Origin of the sequence: Streptomyces pilosus (genome assembly GCF_014649835.1) — a bacterium.
Classification (GTDB): Bacteria; Actinomycetota; Actinomycetes; order Streptomycetales; family Streptomycetaceae; genus Streptomyces; species Streptomyces pilosus.
This window is the reverse complement of record NZ_BMTU01000005.1, coordinates 41649-61678: the sequence shown is the minus strand read 5'-3', so window position 1 is coordinate 61678 and position 20030 is coordinate 41649. Positions and strand designations below refer to the sequence as shown.

Genomic DNA, 20030 nt, shown 5'->3' with positions numbered 1-20030 from the left:
CGGCAGGATGGACACCATGCCGAACCGACTGGCCCACGAGACGTCCCCGTACCTGCTGCAGCACGCCGACAACCCGGTCGACTGGTGGCCGTGGTCGCGGGAGGCGTTCGAGGAGGCGCGGCGGCGCGACGTGCCGGTGCTGCTGAGTGTCGGCTACTCCAGCTGCCACTGGTGCCACGTGATGGCGCACGAGTCCTTCGAGGACCGGGACACCGCCGACGACATGAACGCGCACTTCGTCAGCGTCAAGGTGGACCGCGAGGAACGCCCCGACGTGGACGCCGTCTACATGGAGGCGGTGCAGGCGGCGACCGGGCAGGGGGGCTGGCCGATGACGGTGTTCCTCACGCCGGACGCCGAGCCGTTCTACTTCGGTACCTACTTCCCGCCCGCGCCCCGGCACGGCATGCCGTCGTTCCGGCAGGTGCTGCAGGGCGTCCGCCAGGCCTGGGACGATCGGCGGGGCGAGGTCGACGAGGTCGCCGGGAAGATCACGCGGGACCTGGCGGAGCGGGTGATGCCCTACGGTGACGACCGGGTGCCCGGGGAGCAGGAGCTCGCCCAGGCGCTGCTCGGGCTGACCCGGGAGTACGACGCCCAGCGGGGCGGCTTCGGCGGGGCGCCGAAGTTCCCGCCGTCCATGGTGATCGAGTTCCTGCTGCGGCACCACGCCCGCACCGGGGCGGAGGGCGCGCTGCAGATGGCGTCGGACACGTGCGAGCGGATGGCGCGCGGAGGGATCTACGACCAGCTCGGCGGCGGTTTCGCGCGGTACTCCGTGGACCGGGACTGGGTGGTGCCGCACTTCGAGAAGATGCTCTACGACAACGCGCTGCTGTGCCGGGCGTACGCGCACCTGTGGCGGGCGACGGGGTCGGAGCTCGCGCGCCGGGTGGCGCTGGAGACGGCCGACTTCATGGTCCGTGAACTGCGCACCCCCGAGGGCGGGTTCGCCTCCGCGCTGGACGCGGACAGCGACGACGGCAGCGGTCGGCACGTGGAGGGCGCGTACTACGTGTGGACGCCGGCGCAGCTGCGGGAGGTGCTCGGGGAGGCGGACGCCGAACTCGCCGCCCGGTACTTCGGGGTGACCGAGGAGGGCACCTTCGAGGAGGGCGCCTCCGTGCTCCAGCTTCCGCAGCGGGACGAGGTGTTCGACGCCGCGCGGATCGACGGCATCAGGGAGCGGCTGCTCGCGGCCCGCGCGGCCCGTCCCGCCCCCGGCCGGGACGACAAGGTGGTCGCCGCGTGGAACGGGCTGGCGATCGCCGCGCTCGCCGAGACCGGGGCGTACTTCGGCCGCCCGGACCTCACGGAGGCCGCGGTCGCCGCGGGTGACCTGCTGGTGCGGCTGCACCTCGACGAGCAGGCCCGCATCGCCCGCACCAGCAAGGACGGGCACCTCGGCGCCAACGCGGGGGTGCTGGAGGACTACGCCGACGTCGCCGAGGGCTTCCTGGCGCTCGCGGCGGTGACCGGCGAGGGGGTGTGGCTGGAGTTCTCCGGGCTGCTGGTCGACCACATCCTCACCCGTTTCACCGATGAGGCCTCGGGCGCGCTGTACGACACGGCGTCGGACGCGGAGCGGCTCATCCGGCGTCCGCAGGACCCGACCGACAACGCCGCCCCGTCCGGGTGGACGGCCGCCGCGGGCGCGCTCCTCGGCTACGCCGCGCACACCGGCTCCGCACCGCACCGGGCGGCGGCGGAGCGGGCGCTGGGTGTGGTGAAGGCGCTCGGGCCGCGGGTGCCGCGGTTCATCGGGTGGGGTCTGGCGGTCGCCGAGGCCCTGCTGGACGGCCCCCGGGAGATCGCGGTGGTGGGCCCGGCGCTCGACGACCCGGCGACGACGGCGCTGCACCGCACGGCACTCCTGGGTACCGCGCCCGGCGCGGTGGTCGCCGTCGGGACCCCGGAGAGCGACGAGTTCCCGCTGCTCGCCGACCGCCCCCTCGTCGGAGGCGAGCCGGCCGCCTACGTCTGCCGCAACTTCACCTGCGACGCACCGACGGCCGACCCCGGCCGGCTGCGCTCCGCGCTGGGCGGCTGAAGGGACGGCAGCAGCAGGACCTCACGCCGTGCCGAGCGCCCCCGCGGGTGCGCGGGAAACCGCGCCGACCGGCCACCACGGACCCGCGGTTCCCACGGCGCGGCCTCTCCACGGCGCGGTCTCCCCACGGAGCGGCCTCTCCACGGCGCGTCCCCCACCGGCTCGGGCGCCCGCCTCAGTCCCGCTCGGAGCGGGACGCGACGGCCCGTTCCACGATGGCCACCAACTGCTCGTGGTGGGCGCCCTTCCAGTAGGCGCGGCCGCAGTCGGAGCACTGGGCGAACACGTCGTAGGTGCGGTGCGTACCGCTCCGCAGCTGGTCGGCGACCTCTTCCTTGACGGCCTCGCGCAGCAGCCCGTTGCAGGCGGTGCACCGCGTCCACGGCCGCAGTTCCGGATCGAACCGCTCCAGCACGTACCGGAGTTGCTCCTCCGGCTGGGTGCTGTACACGAACGCTCCCGCCCACAGTTCGCGGCGCCGCAGCAGCCCCCGGTCGCGGCTGAGCATGACCCGCCGCTCCGCCGCCGACCGCGCGGCCAGCGCCGGGTCACCGATGTCGGTCGACTCGTACGCCGTGTCGACGCCCAGCAGCCGCAGCCGGCGCGCGAGCGTGCCGAGGTGCACGTCGAGCAGGAAGCGCAGGGGAGCGCCCGGCACCCGCTGGGGGTGGGCGTACGGGCGTACGGTCACCGACTCGCCCGCGGCCGGGACGTGCCCGGCCGGTACCTCGCGGCCGTCCACGAGCAGCGTGCCGACCTCGGTCAGCGGGACTCCGAGGGACTCGACGACGTGGCCCAGGGTGGAGACGCCGTCGGTGGTGGTCCGCAGGGCGCCGGTGGGCCGGGCCCGGGGCACGAAGAGCAGCAGTCCGGGGGCGAACTCGACATGGATCTCGGGACCGTTCACCCGGCCAAGGATGTCATGTCCGGGCTGCCGGCCCACGGGATTTCCGGGCGGGCGGACCGTGTTCGAACACGTCCGGGGCCCGGTCGACGAGGTCGGCGAGGTCGTCGGTGTGGCCGCGTTCGGCCGTGTACCGCGAGGCCTCCAGCAGACCGCCGGCCGGCGCCGTCGCACAGACCCGCACCTCCAGGCCGTCCGGGTCGGGCCCGGTGCGCCGGGCGACGGCCTCGGCGACCAGGCGGCCGGTGGCCGACAGGCTCTCCGGCATCCGGGAGCGCACCGCGGGCACCTCGGCCGTCAGGCGCGCCCGCAGCAGGGTCGCCTCCGGCTGCTCGGTCATCGCGAGACCGACGGCCCTGCGCATCGCCTGCCGCACGGCGGCCGGCCAGGGTTCGTCGGACCTCGCGGGTCCTGATCTTCTTCCGCTCGCGCAGCCCCGGGCGGGGCGGGTCGCCGGGGGCGAGGGGGAACGTGCGGCCGTCATGGGGTGCGTTCTCGGCCATCCGCCCCGGCGGCGGCCACAGCGCGGCGCTCCCGCGGTGCGGCGATGCGGAGGGCCGCGGCGCAGGCGCCGCGGCCCTCGTCCCGGGGCGGCCTGCCCCGCCGGGTGCTAGTACGCCACCAGGGAGATCCCCACGTAGTGGGAGATGAAGGCGGCCAGGGTGAACGAGTGGAAGACCTCGTGGAAGCCGAACCAGCGCGGGGACGGGTTGGGTTTCTTGAGGCCGTAGATGATGCCGCCCGCGCTGTAGAGCAGGCCGCCCACGACCACCAGGACGAGCACGGCGACGCCGCCGGCGCGCATGAAGTCCGGGAGGAAGAAGACGGCCGCCCAGCCCATCGCGATGTAGCAGGGCGTGTAGAGCCAGCGGGGGGCGCCGACCCAGAAGACCCGGAAGAGTATCCCGGCGGCGGCGGCCGCCCAGATCCCCCAGAGCAGCAGCCGTCCCTTGGACTCGGGCAGCAGCAGGATGGTCAGCGGGGTGTAGGTGCCCGCGATGATCAGGAAGATGTTGGCGTGGTCCAGGCGGCGGAGGACGCCGTCCATGCGGGGGCTCCAGTCGCCCCGGTGGTACAGCGCGCTCACGCCGAACAGCAGGCAGGCCGTCAGCGCGTAGATCCCGCAGGCGAGGCGGCCGCGGGGCGAGTCGGCGAAGGCGGTGAGCACCAGCCCGGCCACCAGGGCGGCGGGGAACATGGCGAGGTGCAGCCAGCCGCGGAGTCTGGGTTTGACGGGGTGCGGAAGAGAGGTCGCCACCGGTCCGGGGCCGTCGGCCGGCGGATCCGCGGGGGCGTCGGGGGCGAACGCAGTCATGCTCCGCATCGTACCTACGGAACCGTAGGTTGCGGATGCCGGTGACCCGTCGGGCGGGCGCAGTGGCCATCATCTCACCCCCTCCGGGCGGCATGTCACGCAAAGAAATATTCAGATCTGCCCAACGTGAAGGTAAAGCCGCGTCAAAGACCGTGGTCAGCGTCACGTTGCTCACCTGTGCGGCCCTCTGGACAGATGGGCGCTCGCGTCGGATGATCAAATGAGTGCGGTCGACACCGGATGAGCGCGCAGCGCACCACCGTGCCGCATCCGGGTCGCAGCCCCCACGGGGCCTCCAAACAAAAACCCCCTCATCTAGGAGCAAACGTGGCGCGCGACATCGCGGAACCCGGCGTCCCCACCACCCACCAGGGACTGATCTCCTGGGTCGACGAGATCGCAGAGCTGACCCAGCCGGACAACGTGGTCTGGTGCGACGGCTCGGAAGCCGAGTACGAGCGCCTGTGCGAGGAGCTCGTGGCCAAGGGCACCTTCAGGAAACTCGACCCGATCAAGCGCCCCAACTCCTACTACGCGGCCTCCGACCCCACCGACGTCGCCCGCGTCGAGGACCGGACGTTCATCTGTTCCGAGAAGGAGCAGGACGCCGGCCCGACCAACCACTGGAAGGCCCCCGCCGAGATGCGGGAGATCTTCCAGGGCGAGAAGGGCGTCTTCCGCGGCTCCATGAAGGGCCGCACCATGTACGTCGTGCCCTTCTGCATGGGCCCCCTCGGCTCGCCGCTGTCCGCCATCGGCGTCGAGATCACCGACTCCGCGTACGTCGCCGTGTCCATGCGCACCATGACCCGCATGGGCCGCCCGGTCCTGGACGAGCTCGGCTCCGACGGCTTCTTCGTCAAGGCCGTGCACTCGGTCGGCGCCCCGCTGGAGCCCGGCCAGGAGGACGTCCCCTGGCCCTGCAACCAGACCAAGTACATCTCCCACTTCCCCGAGGACCGCGAGATCTGGTCCTACGGCTCCGGCTACGGCGGCAACGCCCTGCTCGGCAAGAAGTGCTACGCGCTGCGCATCGCGTCCGTCATGGCCCGCGACGAGGGCTGGCTGGCCGAGCACATGCTCATCCTCAAGCTCACCCCGCCGCACGGCGAGTCCAAGTACGTCGCCGCCGCCTTCCCGTCCGCCTGCGGCAAGACCAACCTCGCCATGCTGGAGCCGACCATCTCGGGCTGGACGGTCGAGACGATCGGCGACGACATCGCCTGGATGCGCTTCGGCGAGGACGGCCGCCTGTACGCCATCAACCCCGAGGCCGGGTTCTTCGGCGTCGCCCCCGGCACCGGCGAGCACACCAACGCCAACGCCATGAAGACCCTGTGGGGCAACTCGGTCTTCACCAACGTCGCCCTCACCGACGACAACGACGTGTGGTGGGAGGGCATGACGGAGGAGACCCCGGCCCACCTCACCGACTGGAAGGGCAACGACTGGACCCCCGAGTCCGGCACGCCCGCCGCCCACCCCAACGCCCGCTTCACCACTCCCGCCGCGCAGTGCCCGATCATCGCGCCGGAGTGGGAGGACCCCAAGGGCGTGCCGATCTCCGCGATCCTCTTCGGCGGCCGCCGCGCCAGCGCCGTACCGCTGGTGACGGAGTCCTTCGACTGGAACCACGGCGTCTTCCTCGGCGCCAACGTGGCCTCCGAGAAGACCGCCGCCGCCGAGGGCAAGGTCGGCGAGCTGCGCCGCGACCCGTTCGCCATGCTGCCGTTCTGCGGCTACAACATGGGCGACTACATGGCGCACTGGATCGACGTGGCCAAGGACAAGGACCAGTCCAAGCTGCCGAAGATCTACTACGTCAACTGGTTCCGCAAGGACGACGAGGGCCGCTTCGTCTGGCCCGGCTTCGGCGAGAACTCCCGCGTCCTGAAGTGGATCGTGGAGCGCCTCGACGGCAAGGCGGAGGGCGTCGAGACCCCCATCGGGGTGCTCCCGGCCAAGGCCGCCCTGGACACCGACGGCCTGGACCTCTCCGACGCCGACCTGGACTTCCTGCTCACCGTCGACAAGGACGTGTGGCGCGAGGAGGCCGCCCTGGTCCCCGAGCACCTCAACACCTTCGGCGAGCACACGCCCGAGGAGCTGTGGGACGAGTACCGCGCCCTGGTGCGGCGCCTGGGCTGAGGCCCGCACAGACCCCGCGGCCGGTCGGTACTCGGTTTGAGGATGCCCTGACCAGCGATCGTCACGCCACGACCGGCCGCGGAACACACCGGCGGGCCCCGTACAACGGCGTACGGGGTACCGGGCCGGCCGCCGCCCCCTCCGTCCGCCCCGACGGGACCCGGCGACGGCGGACCCACCCCCGCCCCTTCGGCACGGCCCACCCAGAGGGCTCACGAACGTGCCGACGCGTGCCCGAGCGCTCCGGCCGACGCCCACCGTCGGCCGGAGCGCTCGGCCGTCGCCGCTTCCGGCGGGACTCCGGCCGGTGGCGTCGGCCGAGGTGCCGGGCGAAGAAAGGGAGGCGGTGCCGCGCCGGCTCTGGAACACTGCGGCGGTGCCCACTTGGATCACTCCGCGCCGTCTGGGCGGCGCCGCGCTGCTGTACGCCGTGTTCGTCGGCGGCTGGTACCTCGGCCAGCCCCTGCCCTACGTCGGCTGCTCCGTCGCCGCACCGCCCCCCGCCCACGACGCGTCGGTGGTCGCGGAACCCGGTGACGTCTCCGTCCACGTGGGGCGGTCGGTCGACCGGCTCGAAGCGGTGGTCACCACCGACTTCCTCTCCACCGAGGCGGTGGTGCCGTGCGAGCCGTGGGCGGGGCGTCCCCGTCTCGTCGCCTGGCTCATCGGCGACTGGCGCTGACCGCCCCGCCCGGGCGGCTGCCGGGGATTGAGGGCGCCCGGTCCGCGCGTCGCTGCGGGTGCGCGCGGACCGGGGCCGTCGGTGGGAGCCCGGAGGGCTCAGCGGGACGCGAGGGCGCGCGGCTGGAGGGCCGCGGCGTGCACGTCCATCTGTTCGGCGGCGAGGATCGCCACCGCCGTGTCGGCGCGGGACGCGGCGACGACCAGGGCGCGGCCCGCGAGGGCGTGGGCGCGCCGGTGCAGGGCCGCCGCGTTCTGCTCGCGGCCCGTGGTCCTCGCCGGCACGCGGGCCGGCGTACGTCCTCCCCGCAGGCGGGCGACCTGCTCGGTGAGCCGCTCGGCGGCGGTGTCCAGCCCGGCCGAGGGGGCCGCCGTGCGCAGCTCGTCGGTGACGGCGAGCAGCGCGGCGAGATGCCCCGCGAGCTGGATGTCCAGCTCTTCCTCGCGGGAACGGTGGGGGAAGTCGTGGGGGGTGCCGGCCATCGTGCTGTGGACCGACTTGTCACGGATCGGCTCGTACATGGATGGCCTCCTGGGTGCTGACAGGAAGCCATCCTAGCTTGGATTCAATCTAAAGTTGAGTCGTTCACAAGATCAGACGGATGTCACGGTTGTCACGGCTGGCTGTAGCCGTCCAGGAAGCGGGCGATACGGCCCATCGCGTCCCGGAGGTCGGTGGCCGACGGCAGGGTGACGATCCGGAAGTGGTCGGGCTCCGGCCAGTTGAAGCCGGTGCCCTGGACGACCATGATCTTCTCGCGGCGCAGCAGGTCCAGGACCATGCGGCGGTCGTCCTTGACCTTGAAGACGTCGGGGTCGAGGCGGGGGAAGAGGTACAGCGCGCCCTTCGGCTTCACGCAGCTGACGCCCGGGATCTGGGTCAGCAGCTCGTAGGCGGTGTCCCGCTGCTCGCGCAGCCGTCCGCCGGGCAGCACCAGCTCGTTGATCGTCTGGCGTCCGCTGAGCGCCGCGACCACGCCGTGCTGGCCCGGCATGTTCGCGCACAGGCGCATGTTCGCCAGGACCGTCAGGCCCTCGATGTAGGAGTCGGCGTGGGCGCGCGGGCCCGAGATCGACATCCAGCCCACCCGGTAGCCGGCCACCCGGTACGCCTTCGACATGCCGTTGAAGGTGAGGGTGAGCAGGTCGGGGGCGACGGAGGCGGTCGGGATGTGCCGGGCGTCGTCGTAGAGGATCTTGTCGTAGATCTCGTCCGAGCAGACCAGCAGGTTGTGGCGGCGGGCGATGTCGGTGAGGCCCTTGATCACCGCCTCGTCGTAGACCGCGCCGGTCGGGTTGTTCGGGTTGATGATGACGATGGCCTTGGTGCGGTCGGTGACCTTGCGCTCCACGTCGGCGAGGTCCGGCATCCAGTCGGACTGCTCGTCGCAGCGGTAGTGCACCGCGGTGCCGCCGGAGAGGGAGACGGCCGCCGTCCACAGCGGGTAGTCGGGAGCCGGGACGAGCACCTCGTCGCCGTCGTCCAGCAGGCCCTGCATCGCCATCACGATCAGCTCGGACACGCCGTTGCCGATGAAGACGTGCTCGACGTCGGTCTCGATGCCGAGGGTCTGGTTGTGCATCACGACCGCCCGGCGCGCGGCCAGCAGCCCCTTCGCGTCGCCGTAGCCGTGGGCCGTCGACACGTTGCGGAGGATGTCCTCCAGGATCTCGGGCGGGCACTCGAAGCCGAACGCCGCCGGGTTGCCGGTGTTCAGCTTGAGGATGCGGTGACCGGCAGCTTCGAGCCGCATCGCCTCCTCGAGCACCGGGCCCCGGATCTCGTAACAGACGTTGGCGAGCTTGGTCGACTGGATCACCTGCATGCTGGGAGCTTACGGCCCGGTATGGCCCATCGGGCCGTGTTTTCCACCACGTGGGACGCGTCGGGTTTCCCTGGGTATGTCCGTTCGCTGTCCACAGGGGGCGTGATCTCTCTACACTCCGCGCTCATGGCCGGCGCATCCCGGTACGCCGGCGGGGGGAACGGCGTGCCGGTTCCCCAGGATCCGCCGAGCGTGTACCTCCCGCAGTCCGCTCCGCCCCCGGCGTACGACGCCTACGCCGACCCGGCCGCCGCTCACGGCTGGCAGAACGCGTACGACGAGACGCGTGAACTGCCCCCCGTCGCCGCCGGTGAGCCGGGTCCGCCCGGGCCGGCCGGCGGCGACGCGGCCGCACCGGAGGAGGGCGGCATGCCGGGGCCCGGCGAGGGGCCGCACCCCGGCCCCGGGGGCGGGGGAGCCGCGGGCGACGCTCCGGACGGGCCGGGCGGCGGTGCGCGCCGGGGGCCCGGCGGGCGGGGCCGCCGCAGGGCCCCCGCACCCCCGCGCGCACGCCGCGGGGTGGTGGCCGTGTCGGCGGTGGGTGCCGTCTCGGTGGCGGCGCTGATCGCCGGTTTCGCCTTCTCGGGCTCGTCCTCCAAGGGTGCCGGGGACCGGGGCGAGCGGGAGGACGTGACCACCGGGCGGTCCGACGAGCCATCCGCCGGCGCCGATGTGTCCGCACCGCCCGGGACGCCGCCGGACGCCACCGGCGGTCCGCCGGCCGGACCCGCCTCCCCGGACGCGAGCGCCTCCGCCGAGGACCGGGAGCCGGGCGGGGCGCCGTCCGCGCCCGCCACCGACACCTCCACCACCTCCGCACCGAGCCTCCCCACGGCGACCCCCACCGCCTCCACCCCGCCGGGCAACCCTGGTCCGGGCGACTCCGACGGACGGCCGGGACGGGGCCAGGGGCCGAAGCGGTCCCGGTAGGCGCGGTCGCGGCCGGCCGTCCCGAAGCGGTCCGGTGCCCGGTGGGCGGCCGGCCCGCCGGACGGGCCTGCCCCGGCAGGGGCCCGCGGAAGTCCCCCGCGCCGACTCGGGCGGACCGCACGCGTTACCGGCGGAAACACGACCTTGCCCGCACGGCCGGCCCGTGATGACAATGCGCATGACAACCTACGTGGGCGGCCGGATGTGCTCCGGTCGCCCGACGCCGCATTGAGGGGACCCCCATGAGAAAACCTCTCGTCGTCGCGCTCTGTGCCCTGGCCCTGGCCGGGGCGGGCGCGACCCCCGCGGCCGCCGCCGCGCCTTCCCCCACGGGCGCGGACACGGCCACGGGCGCGGTCCCGGCCACGTCGTTGACGGATGTCGTCGACGACACGGTCGGGTCCGCCGCGGACGCCCTGTCCGGACTCCTCGCGCCGAAGGCCGCCGCGGTCGACTTCGCCGGCACCGTCTCGCTCAGCAACTGCTCCGGCTCCGTCGTCCGGATGCCCGGCTCGGAGGCCGACGACCCCGCGCTCGTGCTGACCAACGGCCACTGCCTGGAGAGCGGCTTCCCCGCGCCCGGCCAGGTCCTCGTCGACCGCGCCTCCAGCCGCAGCTTCGGCCTGCTGAACTCCGCCGGCACCCGGGTCGCCACCCTGCGCGCCAACCGGCTCGTCTACGCGACCATGACGGACACGGACGCCGCGATCTACCGGCTGGGCACGACGTACGCGCAGATCAAAAGCTCCTACGGCATCGACGCGCTGACCCTGAGCGCCACCCGCCCGGCGGCCGGTACGGCCATCAGCGTGGTCTCCGGCTACTGGAAGCGGATCTACAGCTGCTCCGTCGACGGGTTCGCCTACCGCATGAAGGAGGGCGACTGGACCTGGAAGGACTCGGTCCGTTACACCGCCGCCTGCGACACCATCGGCGGGACCTCCGGGTCACCGGTCGTCGACGACGCCACCGGCCGGGTGGTCGCCGTCAACAACACCGGCAACGAGGACGGCGAGCGCTGCACGGTCAACAACCCGTGCGAGGTCGACGAGCGGGGCACCGTCACGGTCCGCCGGGGCATCAACTACGCCCAGCAGACCTATCTGTTCCCCGCCTGCTTCGGCGCGGACAACCGGCTCGTCCTGAGCGCGAGCGGCTGCGCGGTCCCCAAGCCGTAGCCACCGGCCGAGGGAGGGCGGGCGGTCAGCGGGGAGTCCTGCGGACCGCCCGGCCCGCCAGGACGTCGGTGCGCCGCCCGTCCTCGATCACGAACCGCCCGTCGACCAGCACGTACGGGATGCCGGTCGGCAGCGTCCGCGGCTCGGCGAAGGTCGAGCCCGCGGCCACCGTCGCCGGGTCGAACAGCACCAGGTCCGCCCGGTACCCCTCGCGGACCAGCCCCCGGTCCGGCAGCCGCAGCCGCGCCGCCGGGCGCGCGGTCAGGTGCGCGACGCACTCCTCCAGCGACAGCGCCCCCAGCTCGCGCACGTAATGGCCGAGGTAGTGCGGGAACGTGCCGTACGCGCGCGGGTGCGGCTTGGCGCCCTGGAGGATGCCGTCCGAGCCGCCGGTGTGCACCCGGTGCCGCATGATCGCCCGGACGTTCTCCTCGTGGCCGACGTGCTGGAGGATCGTCGGGGCCAGCCTGTCCTTCAGCAGCAGCTCCCGTGCGACCGTCCACGGCGACCCGCCGCGCTCCCGCGCCGACTCCAGGACCGTACGGCCCACGTACCCGCTGAGCGCCGGGTCGCCGACGCCCGAGATCTCGATGGTCTCCCACTCCACGGGCACGCCGTGGCAGCCGTCCGAGCCGGTGACCTCCAGATGGTGCCGGACGCGTTCGGCGGTCTCCTCGTCCGCGAGGCGCCGCAGGGTCTCCTCCGGGCCGCCCTCGCTCGCCCAGCTCGGCAGCAGCGCCACCAGGGTGGTGCAGCCGGGGGTGTAGGGGTAGGTGTCGAGGCTGATGTCGGCGCCCGCGTCCAGGGCGTCGTCGAGGAGCGACAGCAGCGCGGGCGCACGGCCCTTGTTCACGCCGAAGTTCATCGTGGCGTGCGCCAGGTGCAGCGGGCAGTCCGCCTCCCGGGTCAGCGCCACCATCTCCTCGTACGCCTCCAGCGCACCCGCGCCGTAGGAGCGGTGGTGCGGGCAGTAGTAGCCGCCGTACGAGGCCACCACCCGGCACAGCTCGGTCAGTTCGGCGCCCCGGGCGTACATGCCGGGCGTGTACGTCAGTCCGGAGGACATGCCGACCGCGCCCTGCTCCATGCCCTCGGCGACCAGCCGCCGCATCCGGTCCAGCTCCGCGGGCGTGGCCGCCCGGTCTTCCCAGCCGACGACGAGCGCGCGCACGGTGCCCTGCGGGATCAGATAGGCGGCGTTGACCGCGATGCCCCGGTCGAGCCGGTCGAGGTACTCGCCGACCGACCGCCAGTCGAAGTCGATGTCGTCGCCCGGGCCGTTCCAGCCGGCGATCGCCCGGCGCACCTCGCCCAGCGTGCGGTCGTCGACCGGGGCGTACGACAGCCCGTCCTGGCCGAGGACTTCGAGGGTGACGCCCTGGGCGGCCTTGGCGCTGTGGTCGGGGTCGCGCAGCAGTGCCAGGTCGCTGTGGGCGTGCATGTCGATGAAGCCCGGGGCCAGCACCAGCCCCTCGGCGTCCAGTTCACGGCGGGCCTTCGGACGCTGACACCCCGCGTCCGCCGCCTCCTTCACGACGGAGACGATGCGGCCGCCGTCGACGACCACGTCCGCGCGGTAGGAGTGGTCGCCGGAGCCGTCGACCACGTCCGCGTCCCGGATGACGAGCTCTTCCATGGTCCGGCCTCCTAGAAGAACGTACGGATGTAGTCGACCACCGTGCCGTCGGCCTCCGCCACGGGGATGAGCACCCACTTGTCGAACGACGTGCAGGGGTGGGACAGTCCGAGTCCCACCCAGTCTCCCACCGCCAGATCGGCCTCCGCGGTGGTGCGCAGCCAGGCGTGCTGGTCGGACAGACCGGTCACCGTGATCCCGTCCGCCGGGCGCTCGGCACCGTCCCGGCGGACCACCTGGGCGAACGGCAGGTCGAGGTCGTAGGCCGCGTCCCGCTTGCCCGCGTTGGTGAACGCCTGCTCGGGAGAGGGGCGGGAGACCACCTGGGTCCACAGCCGGAACGCCGGCTCCAGCGCGCCCTCCTCCGGGACCCGGTTGAAGGGCGTCAGCTCCCGGTAGTGACCGTCGTCGTGCGAGACGTACGCCCCCGACCGGAGCAACTTCAGTACCGGCGCCGAGAGTTCCGGGATGCCGGCGAAAACGTCCGCCACCGCGTCGAACCAGGCGCTGCCGCCCGCGCTCACCACGATCCCGTCCAGGCCCGTGAACCGCCCGGCCTTGTCGAAGTCCACGGCGAGCGACACCAGCCGCCGCAGCCAGGCGCGCACCCGCTCCGGGTCCGCCCGCGGCACCTCGCCCTCGTACCCGGCGACCCCGGCCAGCCGCAGCGACGGCGCGCCGGCCACGGCGTCGGCGACGGCGGCGCACTCGGCCTCCGTGCGCACACCGGTGCGGGCACCCTCGCCCGCGGCGAGCTCGACGACGACGTCCACGGGGCGCGAGGCGCCGGTCAGGGCCGCGTCCATCAGCTCGACCCCGCGCACGGAGTCGACGTAGCAGACGAACCGGAACCGGGGGTCGGCGTCCAGCTCGGCGGCGATCCACCGCAGGGCCGCCGGGTCCACCAGCTCGTTGGCGAGGAACACCCGCTGGATGCCGAAGGCCCGGGCCACCCGTACCTGGTGCGGCACCGCGAGGGTGATGCCCCAGGCCCCGTGCTCGATCTGGCGCCGGAAGAGCTGGGGCGCCATGGAGGTCTTGCCGTGCGGCGCGAAGGCGAGCCCGTGCCGGGCGGCGTACGTCTCCATCAGCTTCAGGTTGTGCTCCAGGCGCTCCGCGGAGAGCGCGAGCACCGGGGTGGTGAAGCCGCCGGTGAAGAGGTTCCGGCGTTGGGCGGCCAGCTCGCCGACGGTCAGACCCCCGGCGTCCGGCGGGAGGCCCTTGAAGCGGTGGTCCACCCGTTCCCCGGCGAGGTGGGTGAGAGCGTCGAGGGCCATCGGAGCCTCCCTGATCAGTGGCGTTGCATCAATTGCAACACTCGTTGCGTATATCGCTTACCGCTGTCTAACATCTCGGCCACGCGGGGTCAACGGACACCGCCCGCCCCGCAGCAGACGAGGAGCCCCGCCATCGTGACCGCCACCGCAGCCGGCAACACCCCCGACGTCGTGGACGTCGTCGCGCTCGGCGAGTCCATGGTGACGTTCCTGCCCTCCCGGCCGGGCCGCCTCGCCGACGTCCCCTCCTTCGAGCGGGGGATCGGCGGCGCGGAGTCCAACGTGGCGTGCGCGCTGGCGGCTGCGGGACACAGCACCCGGTGGGTCGGCAGCGTCGGCGCCGACGGCTTCGGGGACCACCTCGTGGAGACGATCGGCGGCTACGGGGTGGACGTGGCGCACGTCCGCCGCGACCCGGCCCGCCCGACCGGCATCTACTTCCGCACCGCGGGCGACCGGTCGACCGACGCCCACGAGGTCGCGTACTACCGGGCCGGCTCGGCGGCGTCCGCCATGACGCCGGACGGCGTGGACCTGGACGCCGTGCGCGCCGGACGCGTCCTGCACCTGTCCGGCATCACGGCGGCGCTCTCCGCCGGATGCCTCGACCTGATGCGGGAGCTGACCGCCCCCCGCCCCGGCCGCCCCCTGGTCTCCTTCGACGTCAACCACCGCCCCGGGCTGTGGGGCGAGGACGACGGCCACGGCCCGGAGGTGCTGCTGGAACTGGCGCGCGGGGCGGACCTCGTCTTCGTCGGCGACGACGAGGCGCGCGAGGCCTGGGGGCTGCACGGCGCCCGCGCGGTCCGGGAGGCGCTGCCCGAACCGGGAGTCGTGGTCGTCAAGCAGGGCAAGGGCGGAGCGGTCGCCTTCGAGAAGGACACCGGCGGCCTGTCGTGCGAGGACGCGGACGGCACCGCGACCTTCGTGCGCGCCCTGCACGTCGACGTCGTCGCCGCCGTCGGCGCCGGCGACGCCTTCGCCGCCGGTTTCCTCTCGGCGACCCTGCGCGGCCTGCCCGTACGGGACCGCCTCCGCCACGGCCACCTCATGGCCGCGGCCGCCCTGACCGCCCCCGGCGACCTCGCCGCACCCCCGGCCCGCGCCCACGCCGACCGCCTCGCCGCCCTCGACGACGCCGCGTGGGGGAGACTGCGTCTCGGCCCCGGCTGGACACGAGCCGCAGAGCACCCGGGGGCCGAGAAGGAGGCACGCACCCCATGAGCCAGACCGTAGACCGCGCCCTGAGCATCCTCCCGCTGCTCGCGGAGGGCCCCGCCGACCTCGGCCAGGTCGCCGACCGCCTGGGCGTGCACAAGTCCACCGCCCTGCGCCTGCTGCGTACCCTCCACGAACACGGCATGGTCTACCGCCAGTCCGACCAGCGCTACCGCCTCGGCGCCCGCCTCTTCGCCCTCGCGCAGGAGGCGATGGAGAACCTCGACGTCCGCGAGATCGCCCACTCCCACCTCGTACGCCTCAACGAGAGCTGCGGACACACCGTCCACCTCGCCGTGTACGAGGAGAACGAGGTGCTCTACATCGACAAGGTGGAGAGCCGCTATCCGGTCCGCATGTACTCGCGGATCGGCAAGCCGGTGGCGATCACCGTCGCGGCCGTCGCCAAGCTCCTCCTCGCCGACCTGCCCGAGCACGAGCGCCGCGCCCTCGCCGAGAAGCTCGACTACCCCATGTACACGTCCCGTTCGACGCCCCACGCCGGCGCGTTCCTCCAGGAACTGGCCAGGGTGCGCGAACAGGGCTGGGCCACCGACCTCGGTGGCCACGAGGAGTCCATCAACTGCGTCGCCGCGCCGATCCGTGGCGCCGACGGCCGGGTGGTCGCCGCGATGTCGGTGTCCGCGCCGAACGTCGTCGTCACCGCCGACGAACTCCTCACCCTGCTCCCGCTGGTGCGCCGCACGGCGGACACCATCAGCGGCGAGTACTCCGGCAGAACCCCAGTGAAGGACACCCCCGCATGACCGAGAAGACCGCGCTCACCCCCGCCACCCACACCACCCCGCCGGCGAAGTTCTCGCACGGCGTCCGCAAGGGCAACATCCTCCAGGTCGCGGGGCAGGTGGGCTTCCTCCCCCACGAGGAGGGCAAGGCCCCCACCCCCGCCGGGCCGACCCTGCGCGAGCAGACGCTCCAGACCTTCGCCAACGTCCAGGCGATCCTCGAGGAGGGCGGCGCGAGCTGGGACGACGTGATGATGATCCGCGTCTACCTCACCGACGTGGACCACTTCGCGGAGATGAACGAGATCTACAACGCCTACTTCGAGGAGCAGGGCCTCACCCAGCCGCCCGCCGCCCGCACGACCGTGTACGTCGGTCTGCCCGCCGGCCTCCTCATCGAGATCGACGCGCTCGCCGTCCTCGGCTGACACGCGCCTCCCCGCCACCCCCCACCGCCGTACGCCGTCACGGCACGGTCTCCCGTCTCCCGCCGGGACGCCGTGCCGCGATCCCCCCTGCCCGAAAGCCCCATGCCGTTAACCAGAGGACCCCCGCATGTCCCACCCGCTCCTCCCGCTCGCCGCCTCCGCCCCGGCGGAGGCACCACCGCACACCGGAGGACTCCTCCTCTTCCTCGACGGCACCGCGGGTCTGCTGACCGTCGCCGCCCTCGGGATCGCCCTGCTCCTCTTCCTGATCATCAAGGTCCGGCTCCAGCCCTTCGTCGCCCTGCTCGCCGTCTCCATAGCCGTCGGCCTGATGGCGGGCCTGTCGGTCACCGAACTCTTCGGCACCGTCCAGCGGTCGGACGCGGTGTCCACGATCGAGTCCGGCATGGGCGGCATCCTCGGCCATGTCGCGATCATCATCGGCCTGGGCACCATGCTCGGCGCGATCCTCGAGGTCAGCGGCGGCGCGGAAGTACTGGCCGGCCGGCTGCTCGGCATGTTCGGCGAGAAGCGCGCCCCGCTGGCCATGGGCCTGACCGGTCTCATCTTCGGCATCCCCGTCTTCTTCGACGTCGGCATCTTCGTCCTCGCGCCGATCGTGTACGCGGCCGCCAAGCGCTCCGGCAAGTCGATCCTGCTCTACTGCCTCCCGCTGCTCGCCGGTCTGTCCGTCACCCACGCGTTCCTGCCCCCGCACCCGGGCCCGGTGGCCGCCGCCGGTCTGCTCGACGTCGAGCTCGGCTGGGTCATCCTGATGGGCGTCGTCTGCGGTCTGCCGGCCGTCGTCGCCGCCTGGGCCTACTCGGCGTGGATCGGAAAGCGGATCTTCGTCCCCGTGCCGCAGGACATGGTCGAGGCCGCGCAGGAGGCCAAGGACGCCGTCGTCGCCGAGCAGCGCGCCTCGGGCGTGGAACCGCGCGAGACACCGGTGCCGCTCGGCACCGTCCTCGGCATCATCGGCACGCCGCTCCTCCTCATCCTCGCGGCGACCTTCTCCTCCATCGCCCTGGACCCCTCCACCCTCCGCTCGGTCATCGAGTTCTTCGGCCACCCGTTCGTGGCGCTCACCCTGGCCCTGTTCCTCGCCTACTACCTGCTGGGCATCCGGCGCGGCTGGTCCCGCAAGTCCCTGGAGACCGTCTCCACGTCCTCGCTGAAGCCGGTCGGCAACATCCTGCTGGTGGTCGGCGCGGGCGGCGTCTTCGGCGCCGTCCTCAAGGCCAGCGGTGTCGCCCAGGCGCTGTCCGACACCTTCAACGGCGTCGGCCTCCCGGTGATCGTGTTGTCCTACCTGATCTCGGTGGTGCTGCGGGTCGCGCAGGGCTCGGCGACGGTGGCGATCGTGACGACGGCGGGCATCGTGGCCCCGCTGCTGGCCGAGGGCGACCACTCGCAGGCGTTCGTGGCGCTCGTCATCATGGCCATCTCGGCGGGCTCCATCTTCGCCTCGCACGTCAACGACGGCGGCTTCTGGATGGTCGCCAAGTACTTCGGCATCAGCGAGCGGGACACGCTCAAGACGTGGACGGTGCTGGAGAGCGTGCTGTCCGTGGCCGGCTTCGCGGTCGCCGCGGCGCTCAGCCTGGCCGTGTGAGCCGCGGTGCCCGTGTAGGCGTCCGATAACGAAGTCGGGACCGACTGTGCCCGGCACAGGTTTGTCGACCATACTCCTGCGGTGTGGAGCAGCGTATAGGTTCGAGCAGCCAGCCCCTGGAAGGCGCCGGGTTCGACCCGGCATTCATCCCCGGGCTCACCTCGCCCGCGTCCGCCCGGGAGGCGGACGGGAAGGCGACGCCCCCGGAGCCGGAGGACGAGACGGTGCCCGGGGTGGAGGCCGAGGAGCCGGCCGGGCCCTCCGACGCGGCCGTCGGGGCGGAACCCGAACCCGCGCCCGACGGGCCGGTGTTCGAGGCGTCCGACCGCCGTGCCCGGGTCGTCGCCGACCACAGCGGTGTCCGGCTGCGGCTGGACGACCAGGAGTGCGACTTCCGCTGGGACGAGATCGGCGCGGTGGAGACGGAGACCGGACGCTTCGGCAAGCGGTACACGGTCACCGTCCACACCCCCGACCGCCGCTGGTACCCCCTGGAGATCGAGGCCGACTCCCGGAGCCGCTTCGCCGAGTGGGACACCGCCCTGGACGCGGTCCTGGACGCCTACTTCGACGAGGACGCGGAGAAGTCCCCGGAGCCCGGGGAGAACACCGGGGACTCCGGGGCTGCCGCGAACTCCGGGGACTCAGGGGATTCCGGGGACGACGCCGAGCGGGAGCGGTGACCGGCCGCTAGCCGCAGTACTGCCCCTCCTTGCCGATGGAGCGGTACATGCAGTCCGCGTTCTCCAGGAGCTGGAGCACGGCGTCCCGGTTGCGGGAGGTCTCCCGCTCGATGACCTCGTCGGGCGGGTAGAAGCCGCCGCCCGAGGACGACCTCGGGTACATCTCGAAGGTGTAGCCGAAGATCTTGTGCGTGCCCCAGAGGAAGTCGTCGATCGACCCGTCCGTGATGTACAGGTCGCTGGACTGCTGGGGCGTGTAGCCGTTGCTCGCGGCCATCTTCTGGCCGACGGTCCGGAAGGCGGCGTGGTCGTCGGCCGTCATGCCGGTCGTGGTGTCGGAGTAGGTGTAGCCGAACGGCCACAGCACGAGCTCGCTGTAGGTGTGGAAGTCGATGCCGGCCGTGATCTGCTGCTTCCCGCCCACGACGCGGCTGCGCACGAAGTCGGCGACGACCTTCACCTCGGGCGCGGACTCCGGCGCCGAACCCCGGTAGGTGTCGGAGGACTTGGACCCCGAGGAGCCGCCGCAGCAGCCCCAGCGGTAGTCCCAGTTGCGGTTCAGGTCGGTGCCGACGTACGACGAGCCGGAGTTGGGCTGGCGGTTCTTGCGCCAGGAGCGGTAGGAGCCGCTGGCGATGTCGTACTCGCCGCCGTCGGGGTTGAGGTCGGGGACGATCCAGATCTCCCGCCCGTTGACCATGTTCGTGATCCGGGAGTCGCTGCCGTAGCCCGCGCCGAGTTCGCGCAGCAGGTACAGGGCCATCTCCACGGTGAGGTGCTCGCGGGCGTGCTGGTGGTGGGTGAAGAGGACCTCCGGCTCGTTCTCGTCCGCGGCCACGTTGTCGCTGATCTTGATGGCGACGATGTCCCGGCCCTGGTAGGACTTGCCGATCACCCGCTTGCTCATGATGGACGGGTACGCGGCCAGCCGCTGGTTGATCTCCGCGTTCATCTCGGCGTAGTTGTGGTAGCGGGAGTCGGCCGAGGGGAAGTCGTACAGGCGCAGTCCGTCGGCGGCCGACGAGCGGTCCGGTGCCGCGCCCAGCGGCGTGACCTCGTAGCCCTGCCGGCGCAGGGTGCCGATCTGGTCCGCGCGTCCGGAGACGACCACGGTCTCCTCGTCCGCCTCGTCCACGGTGACCCCGGAGCGCTGGATGGCCGTGCGGGTCAGGGGAGTGGTGTGGCGGTGGATCTCGTACTGGCGGATGTCGTCGGCCGAGGGTGCCGGCCGGTCGGCGCTGTCGGCGCCGGCCTGGGTGGCCGTCAGCGAGAGCGGCGCGGCGAGGGCGAGGGCGAGCAGCCCGGCGAGGGCGGCGGAGCGTCTGCCGCGGATGCGGAGTCGCATGAAGTCTCCTTGTGGGAGGTGGGGGTTGTCCATGACGACGTGCGTGGTGC

General features: G+C 72.8%; 18 protein-coding genes. 10 read left to right on the top strand and 8 right to left on the bottom strand.

Annotated elements, in window-relative coordinates; translation table 11 throughout:
• The first annotated feature begins 16 nt into the window (after nucleotides 1-16).
• On the top strand, nucleotides 17-2050 hold the full coding sequence (locus tag IE118_RS14070) for a thioredoxin domain-containing protein (protein WP_189558227.1): 2034 nt from the start codon (nucleotides 17-19) through the stop codon (nucleotides 2048-2050).
• Between the two features lie 175 nt (nucleotides 2051-2225).
• Here IE118_RS14070 and IE118_RS14065 read toward each other — a convergent pair whose 3' ends face one another.
• From IE118_RS14065 to trhA, 3 genes are all read right to left on the bottom strand, one after another.
• Nucleotides 2226-2957 carry a Mut7-C RNAse domain-containing protein gene (locus IE118_RS14065; protein ID WP_189558226.1) on the bottom strand — a complete coding sequence of 244 codons (732 nt, stop codon included), beginning with the start codon at nucleotides 2955-2957 and terminating at the stop codon, nucleotides 2226-2228.
• A gap of 13 nt (nucleotides 2958-2970) precedes the next feature.
• On the bottom strand, nucleotides 2971-3438 hold the full coding sequence (locus IE118_RS14060; RefSeq protein ID WP_229846802.1) for an acyl-CoA-like ligand-binding transcription factor: 468 nt from the start codon (nucleotides 3436-3438) through the stop codon (nucleotides 2971-2973).
• 126 nt (nucleotides 3439-3564) lie between these two features.
• A complete protein-coding gene (gene trhA / locus IE118_RS14055; protein WP_189558225.1) occupies nucleotides 3565-4269 on the bottom strand; it encodes a PAQR family membrane homeostasis protein TrhA in 705 nt (234 codons plus the stop codon).
• Nucleotides 4270-4596: 327 nt separating this feature from the next.
• Here trhA and IE118_RS14050 point away from each other — a divergent pair, with 327 nt between their 5' ends.
• Nucleotides 4597-6417: a phosphoenolpyruvate carboxykinase (GTP) gene (locus tag IE118_RS14050; protein WP_189558224.1), complete on the top strand. Its 1821-nt coding sequence runs from the start codon at nucleotides 4597-4599 to the stop codon at nucleotides 6415-6417.
• A gap of 376 nt (nucleotides 6418-6793) precedes the next feature.
• Nucleotides 6794-7099 carry a hypothetical protein gene (locus tag IE118_RS14045; RefSeq protein ID WP_189558223.1) on the top strand — a complete coding sequence of 102 codons (306 nt, stop codon included), beginning with the start codon at nucleotides 6794-6796 and terminating at the stop codon, nucleotides 7097-7099.
• Between the two features lie 98 nt (nucleotides 7100-7197).
• Here the strand turns inward: IE118_RS14045 and IE118_RS14040 are convergent, their stop codons facing one another.
• Both IE118_RS14040 and IE118_RS14035 read right to left on the bottom strand, forming a co-directional pair.
• Entirely contained in the window at nucleotides 7198-7620 is a 423-nt protein-coding gene (locus IE118_RS14040) for an SCO4983 family protein (protein ID WP_189558222.1), read from the bottom strand.
• A 92-nt stretch (nucleotides 7621-7712) separates the two neighbouring features.
• Nucleotides 7713-8924, bottom strand: coding sequence for a pyridoxal phosphate-dependent aminotransferase (locus IE118_RS14035; protein ID WP_189558221.1), 1212 nt, complete (start codon nucleotides 8922-8924; stop codon nucleotides 7713-7715).
• 126 nt (nucleotides 8925-9050) lie between these two features.
• Between IE118_RS14035 and IE118_RS14030 the strand changes: the two genes are divergently transcribed.
• Together IE118_RS14030 and IE118_RS14025 are read left to right on the top strand one after the other, a co-directional pair.
• Nucleotides 9051-9854, top strand: coding sequence for a hypothetical protein (locus tag IE118_RS14030; RefSeq protein WP_189558220.1), 804 nt, complete (start codon nucleotides 9051-9053; stop codon nucleotides 9852-9854).
• A gap of 242 nt (nucleotides 9855-10096) precedes the next feature.
• The gene (locus IE118_RS14025; protein ID WP_189558219.1) at nucleotides 10097-11032 is read left to right on the top strand and encodes a S1 family peptidase; all 936 of its coding nucleotides are present in this window, start codon (nucleotides 10097-10099) and stop codon (nucleotides 11030-11032) included.
• Nucleotides 11033-11057: 25 nt separating this feature from the next.
• Here the strand turns inward: IE118_RS14025 and IE118_RS14020 are convergent, their stop codons facing one another.
• Complete coding sequence (locus tag IE118_RS14020) at nucleotides 11058-12668, bottom strand: N-acyl-D-amino-acid deacylase family protein (protein ID WP_189558218.1); 1611 nt, start codon at nucleotides 12666-12668, stop codon at nucleotides 11058-11060.
• An 11-nt stretch (nucleotides 12669-12679) separates the two neighbouring features.
• Entirely contained in the window at nucleotides 12680-13945 is a 1266-nt protein-coding gene (locus IE118_RS14015; RefSeq protein ID WP_189558217.1) for an amino acid deaminase, read from the bottom strand.
• Nucleotides 13946-14080: 135 nt separating this feature from the next.
• Here IE118_RS14015 and IE118_RS14010 point away from each other — a divergent pair, with 135 nt between their 5' ends.
• From IE118_RS14010 to IE118_RS13990, 5 genes are all read left to right on the top strand, one after another.
• Nucleotides 14081-15169 (top strand): sugar kinase, encoded by a 1089-nt coding sequence (locus IE118_RS14010; protein WP_268248940.1) that lies wholly within the window; start codon nucleotides 14081-14083, stop codon nucleotides 15167-15169.
• Entirely contained in the window at nucleotides 15166-15930 is a 765-nt protein-coding gene (locus tag IE118_RS14005; RefSeq protein WP_189558216.1) for an IclR family transcriptional regulator, read from the top strand. The genes IE118_RS14010 and IE118_RS14005 overlap by 4 nt, the downstream gene beginning before the upstream one ends.
• Nucleotides 15927-16337 (top strand): RidA family protein, encoded by a 411-nt coding sequence (locus IE118_RS14000; RefSeq protein ID WP_189558215.1) that lies wholly within the window; start codon nucleotides 15927-15929, stop codon nucleotides 16335-16337. Before IE118_RS14005 ends, IE118_RS14000 begins: the two co-directional genes overlap by 4 nt.
• Nucleotides 16338-16464: 127 nt before the next feature.
• On the top strand, nucleotides 16465-17952 hold the full coding sequence (locus IE118_RS13995) for a GntP family permease (RefSeq protein WP_189558214.1): 1488 nt from the start codon (nucleotides 16465-16467) through the stop codon (nucleotides 17950-17952).
• Nucleotides 17953-18035: 83 nt separating this feature from the next.
• Complete coding sequence (locus IE118_RS13990) at nucleotides 18036-18635, top strand: hypothetical protein (protein ID WP_189558213.1); 600 nt, start codon at nucleotides 18036-18038, stop codon at nucleotides 18633-18635.
• Between the two features lie 7 nt (nucleotides 18636-18642).
• Here the strand turns inward: IE118_RS13990 and IE118_RS13985 are convergent, their stop codons facing one another.
• Complete coding sequence (locus IE118_RS13985) at nucleotides 18643-19980, bottom strand: M14 family metallopeptidase (RefSeq protein WP_189558212.1); 1338 nt, start codon at nucleotides 19978-19980, stop codon at nucleotides 18643-18645.
• Nucleotides 19981-20030 lie beyond the last annotated feature (50 nt).

Excerpts from the sequence above, each read along its gene's own strand:
- IE118_RS14060 (WP_229846802.1), bottom strand. The coding sequence starts at position 3,438 with ATGACGGCCGCACGTTCCCCCTCGCCCCCGGCGACCCGCCCCGCCCGG.
- IE118_RS13995 (WP_189558214.1), top strand. The coding sequence starts at position 16,465 with ATGTCCCACCCGCTCCTCCCGCTCGCCGCCTCCGCCCCGGCGGAGGCA.
- IE118_RS14020 (WP_189558218.1), bottom strand. The coding sequence starts at position 12,668 with ATGGAAGAGCTCGTCATCCGGGACGCGGACGTGGTCGACGGCTCCGGC.
- IE118_RS14070 (WP_189558227.1), top strand. The coding sequence starts at position 17 with ATGCCGAACCGACTGGCCCACGAGACGTCCCCGTACCTGCTGCAGCAC.
- IE118_RS14040 (WP_189558222.1), bottom strand. The coding sequence starts at position 7,620 with ATGTACGAGCCGATCCGTGACAAGTCGGTCCACAGCACGATGGCCGGC.
- IE118_RS14030 (WP_189558220.1), top strand. The coding sequence starts at position 9,051 with ATGGCCGGCGCATCCCGGTACGCCGGCGGGGGGAACGGCGTGCCGGTT.
- IE118_RS14015 (WP_189558217.1), bottom strand. The coding sequence starts at position 13,945 with ATGGCCCTCGACGCTCTCACCCACCTCGCCGGGGAACGGGTGGACCAC.
- IE118_RS14035 (WP_189558221.1), bottom strand. The coding sequence starts at position 8,924 with ATGCAGGTGATCCAGTCGACCAAGCTCGCCAACGTCTGTTACGAGATC.
- IE118_RS14005 (WP_189558216.1), top strand. The coding sequence starts at position 15,166 with ATGAGCCAGACCGTAGACCGCGCCCTGAGCATCCTCCCGCTGCTCGCG.
- IE118_RS14000 (WP_189558215.1), top strand. The coding sequence starts at position 15,927 with ATGACCGAGAAGACCGCGCTCACCCCCGCCACCCACACCACCCCGCCG.
- IE118_RS13985 (WP_189558212.1), bottom strand. The coding sequence starts at position 19,980 with ATGCGACTCCGCATCCGCGGCAGACGCTCCGCCGCCCTCGCCGGGCTG.
- trhA (WP_189558225.1), bottom strand. The coding sequence starts at position 4,269 with ATGACTGCGTTCGCCCCCGACGCCCCCGCGGATCCGCCGGCCGACGGC.
- IE118_RS14025 (WP_189558219.1), top strand. The coding sequence starts at position 10,097 with ATGAGAAAACCTCTCGTCGTCGCGCTCTGTGCCCTGGCCCTGGCCGGG.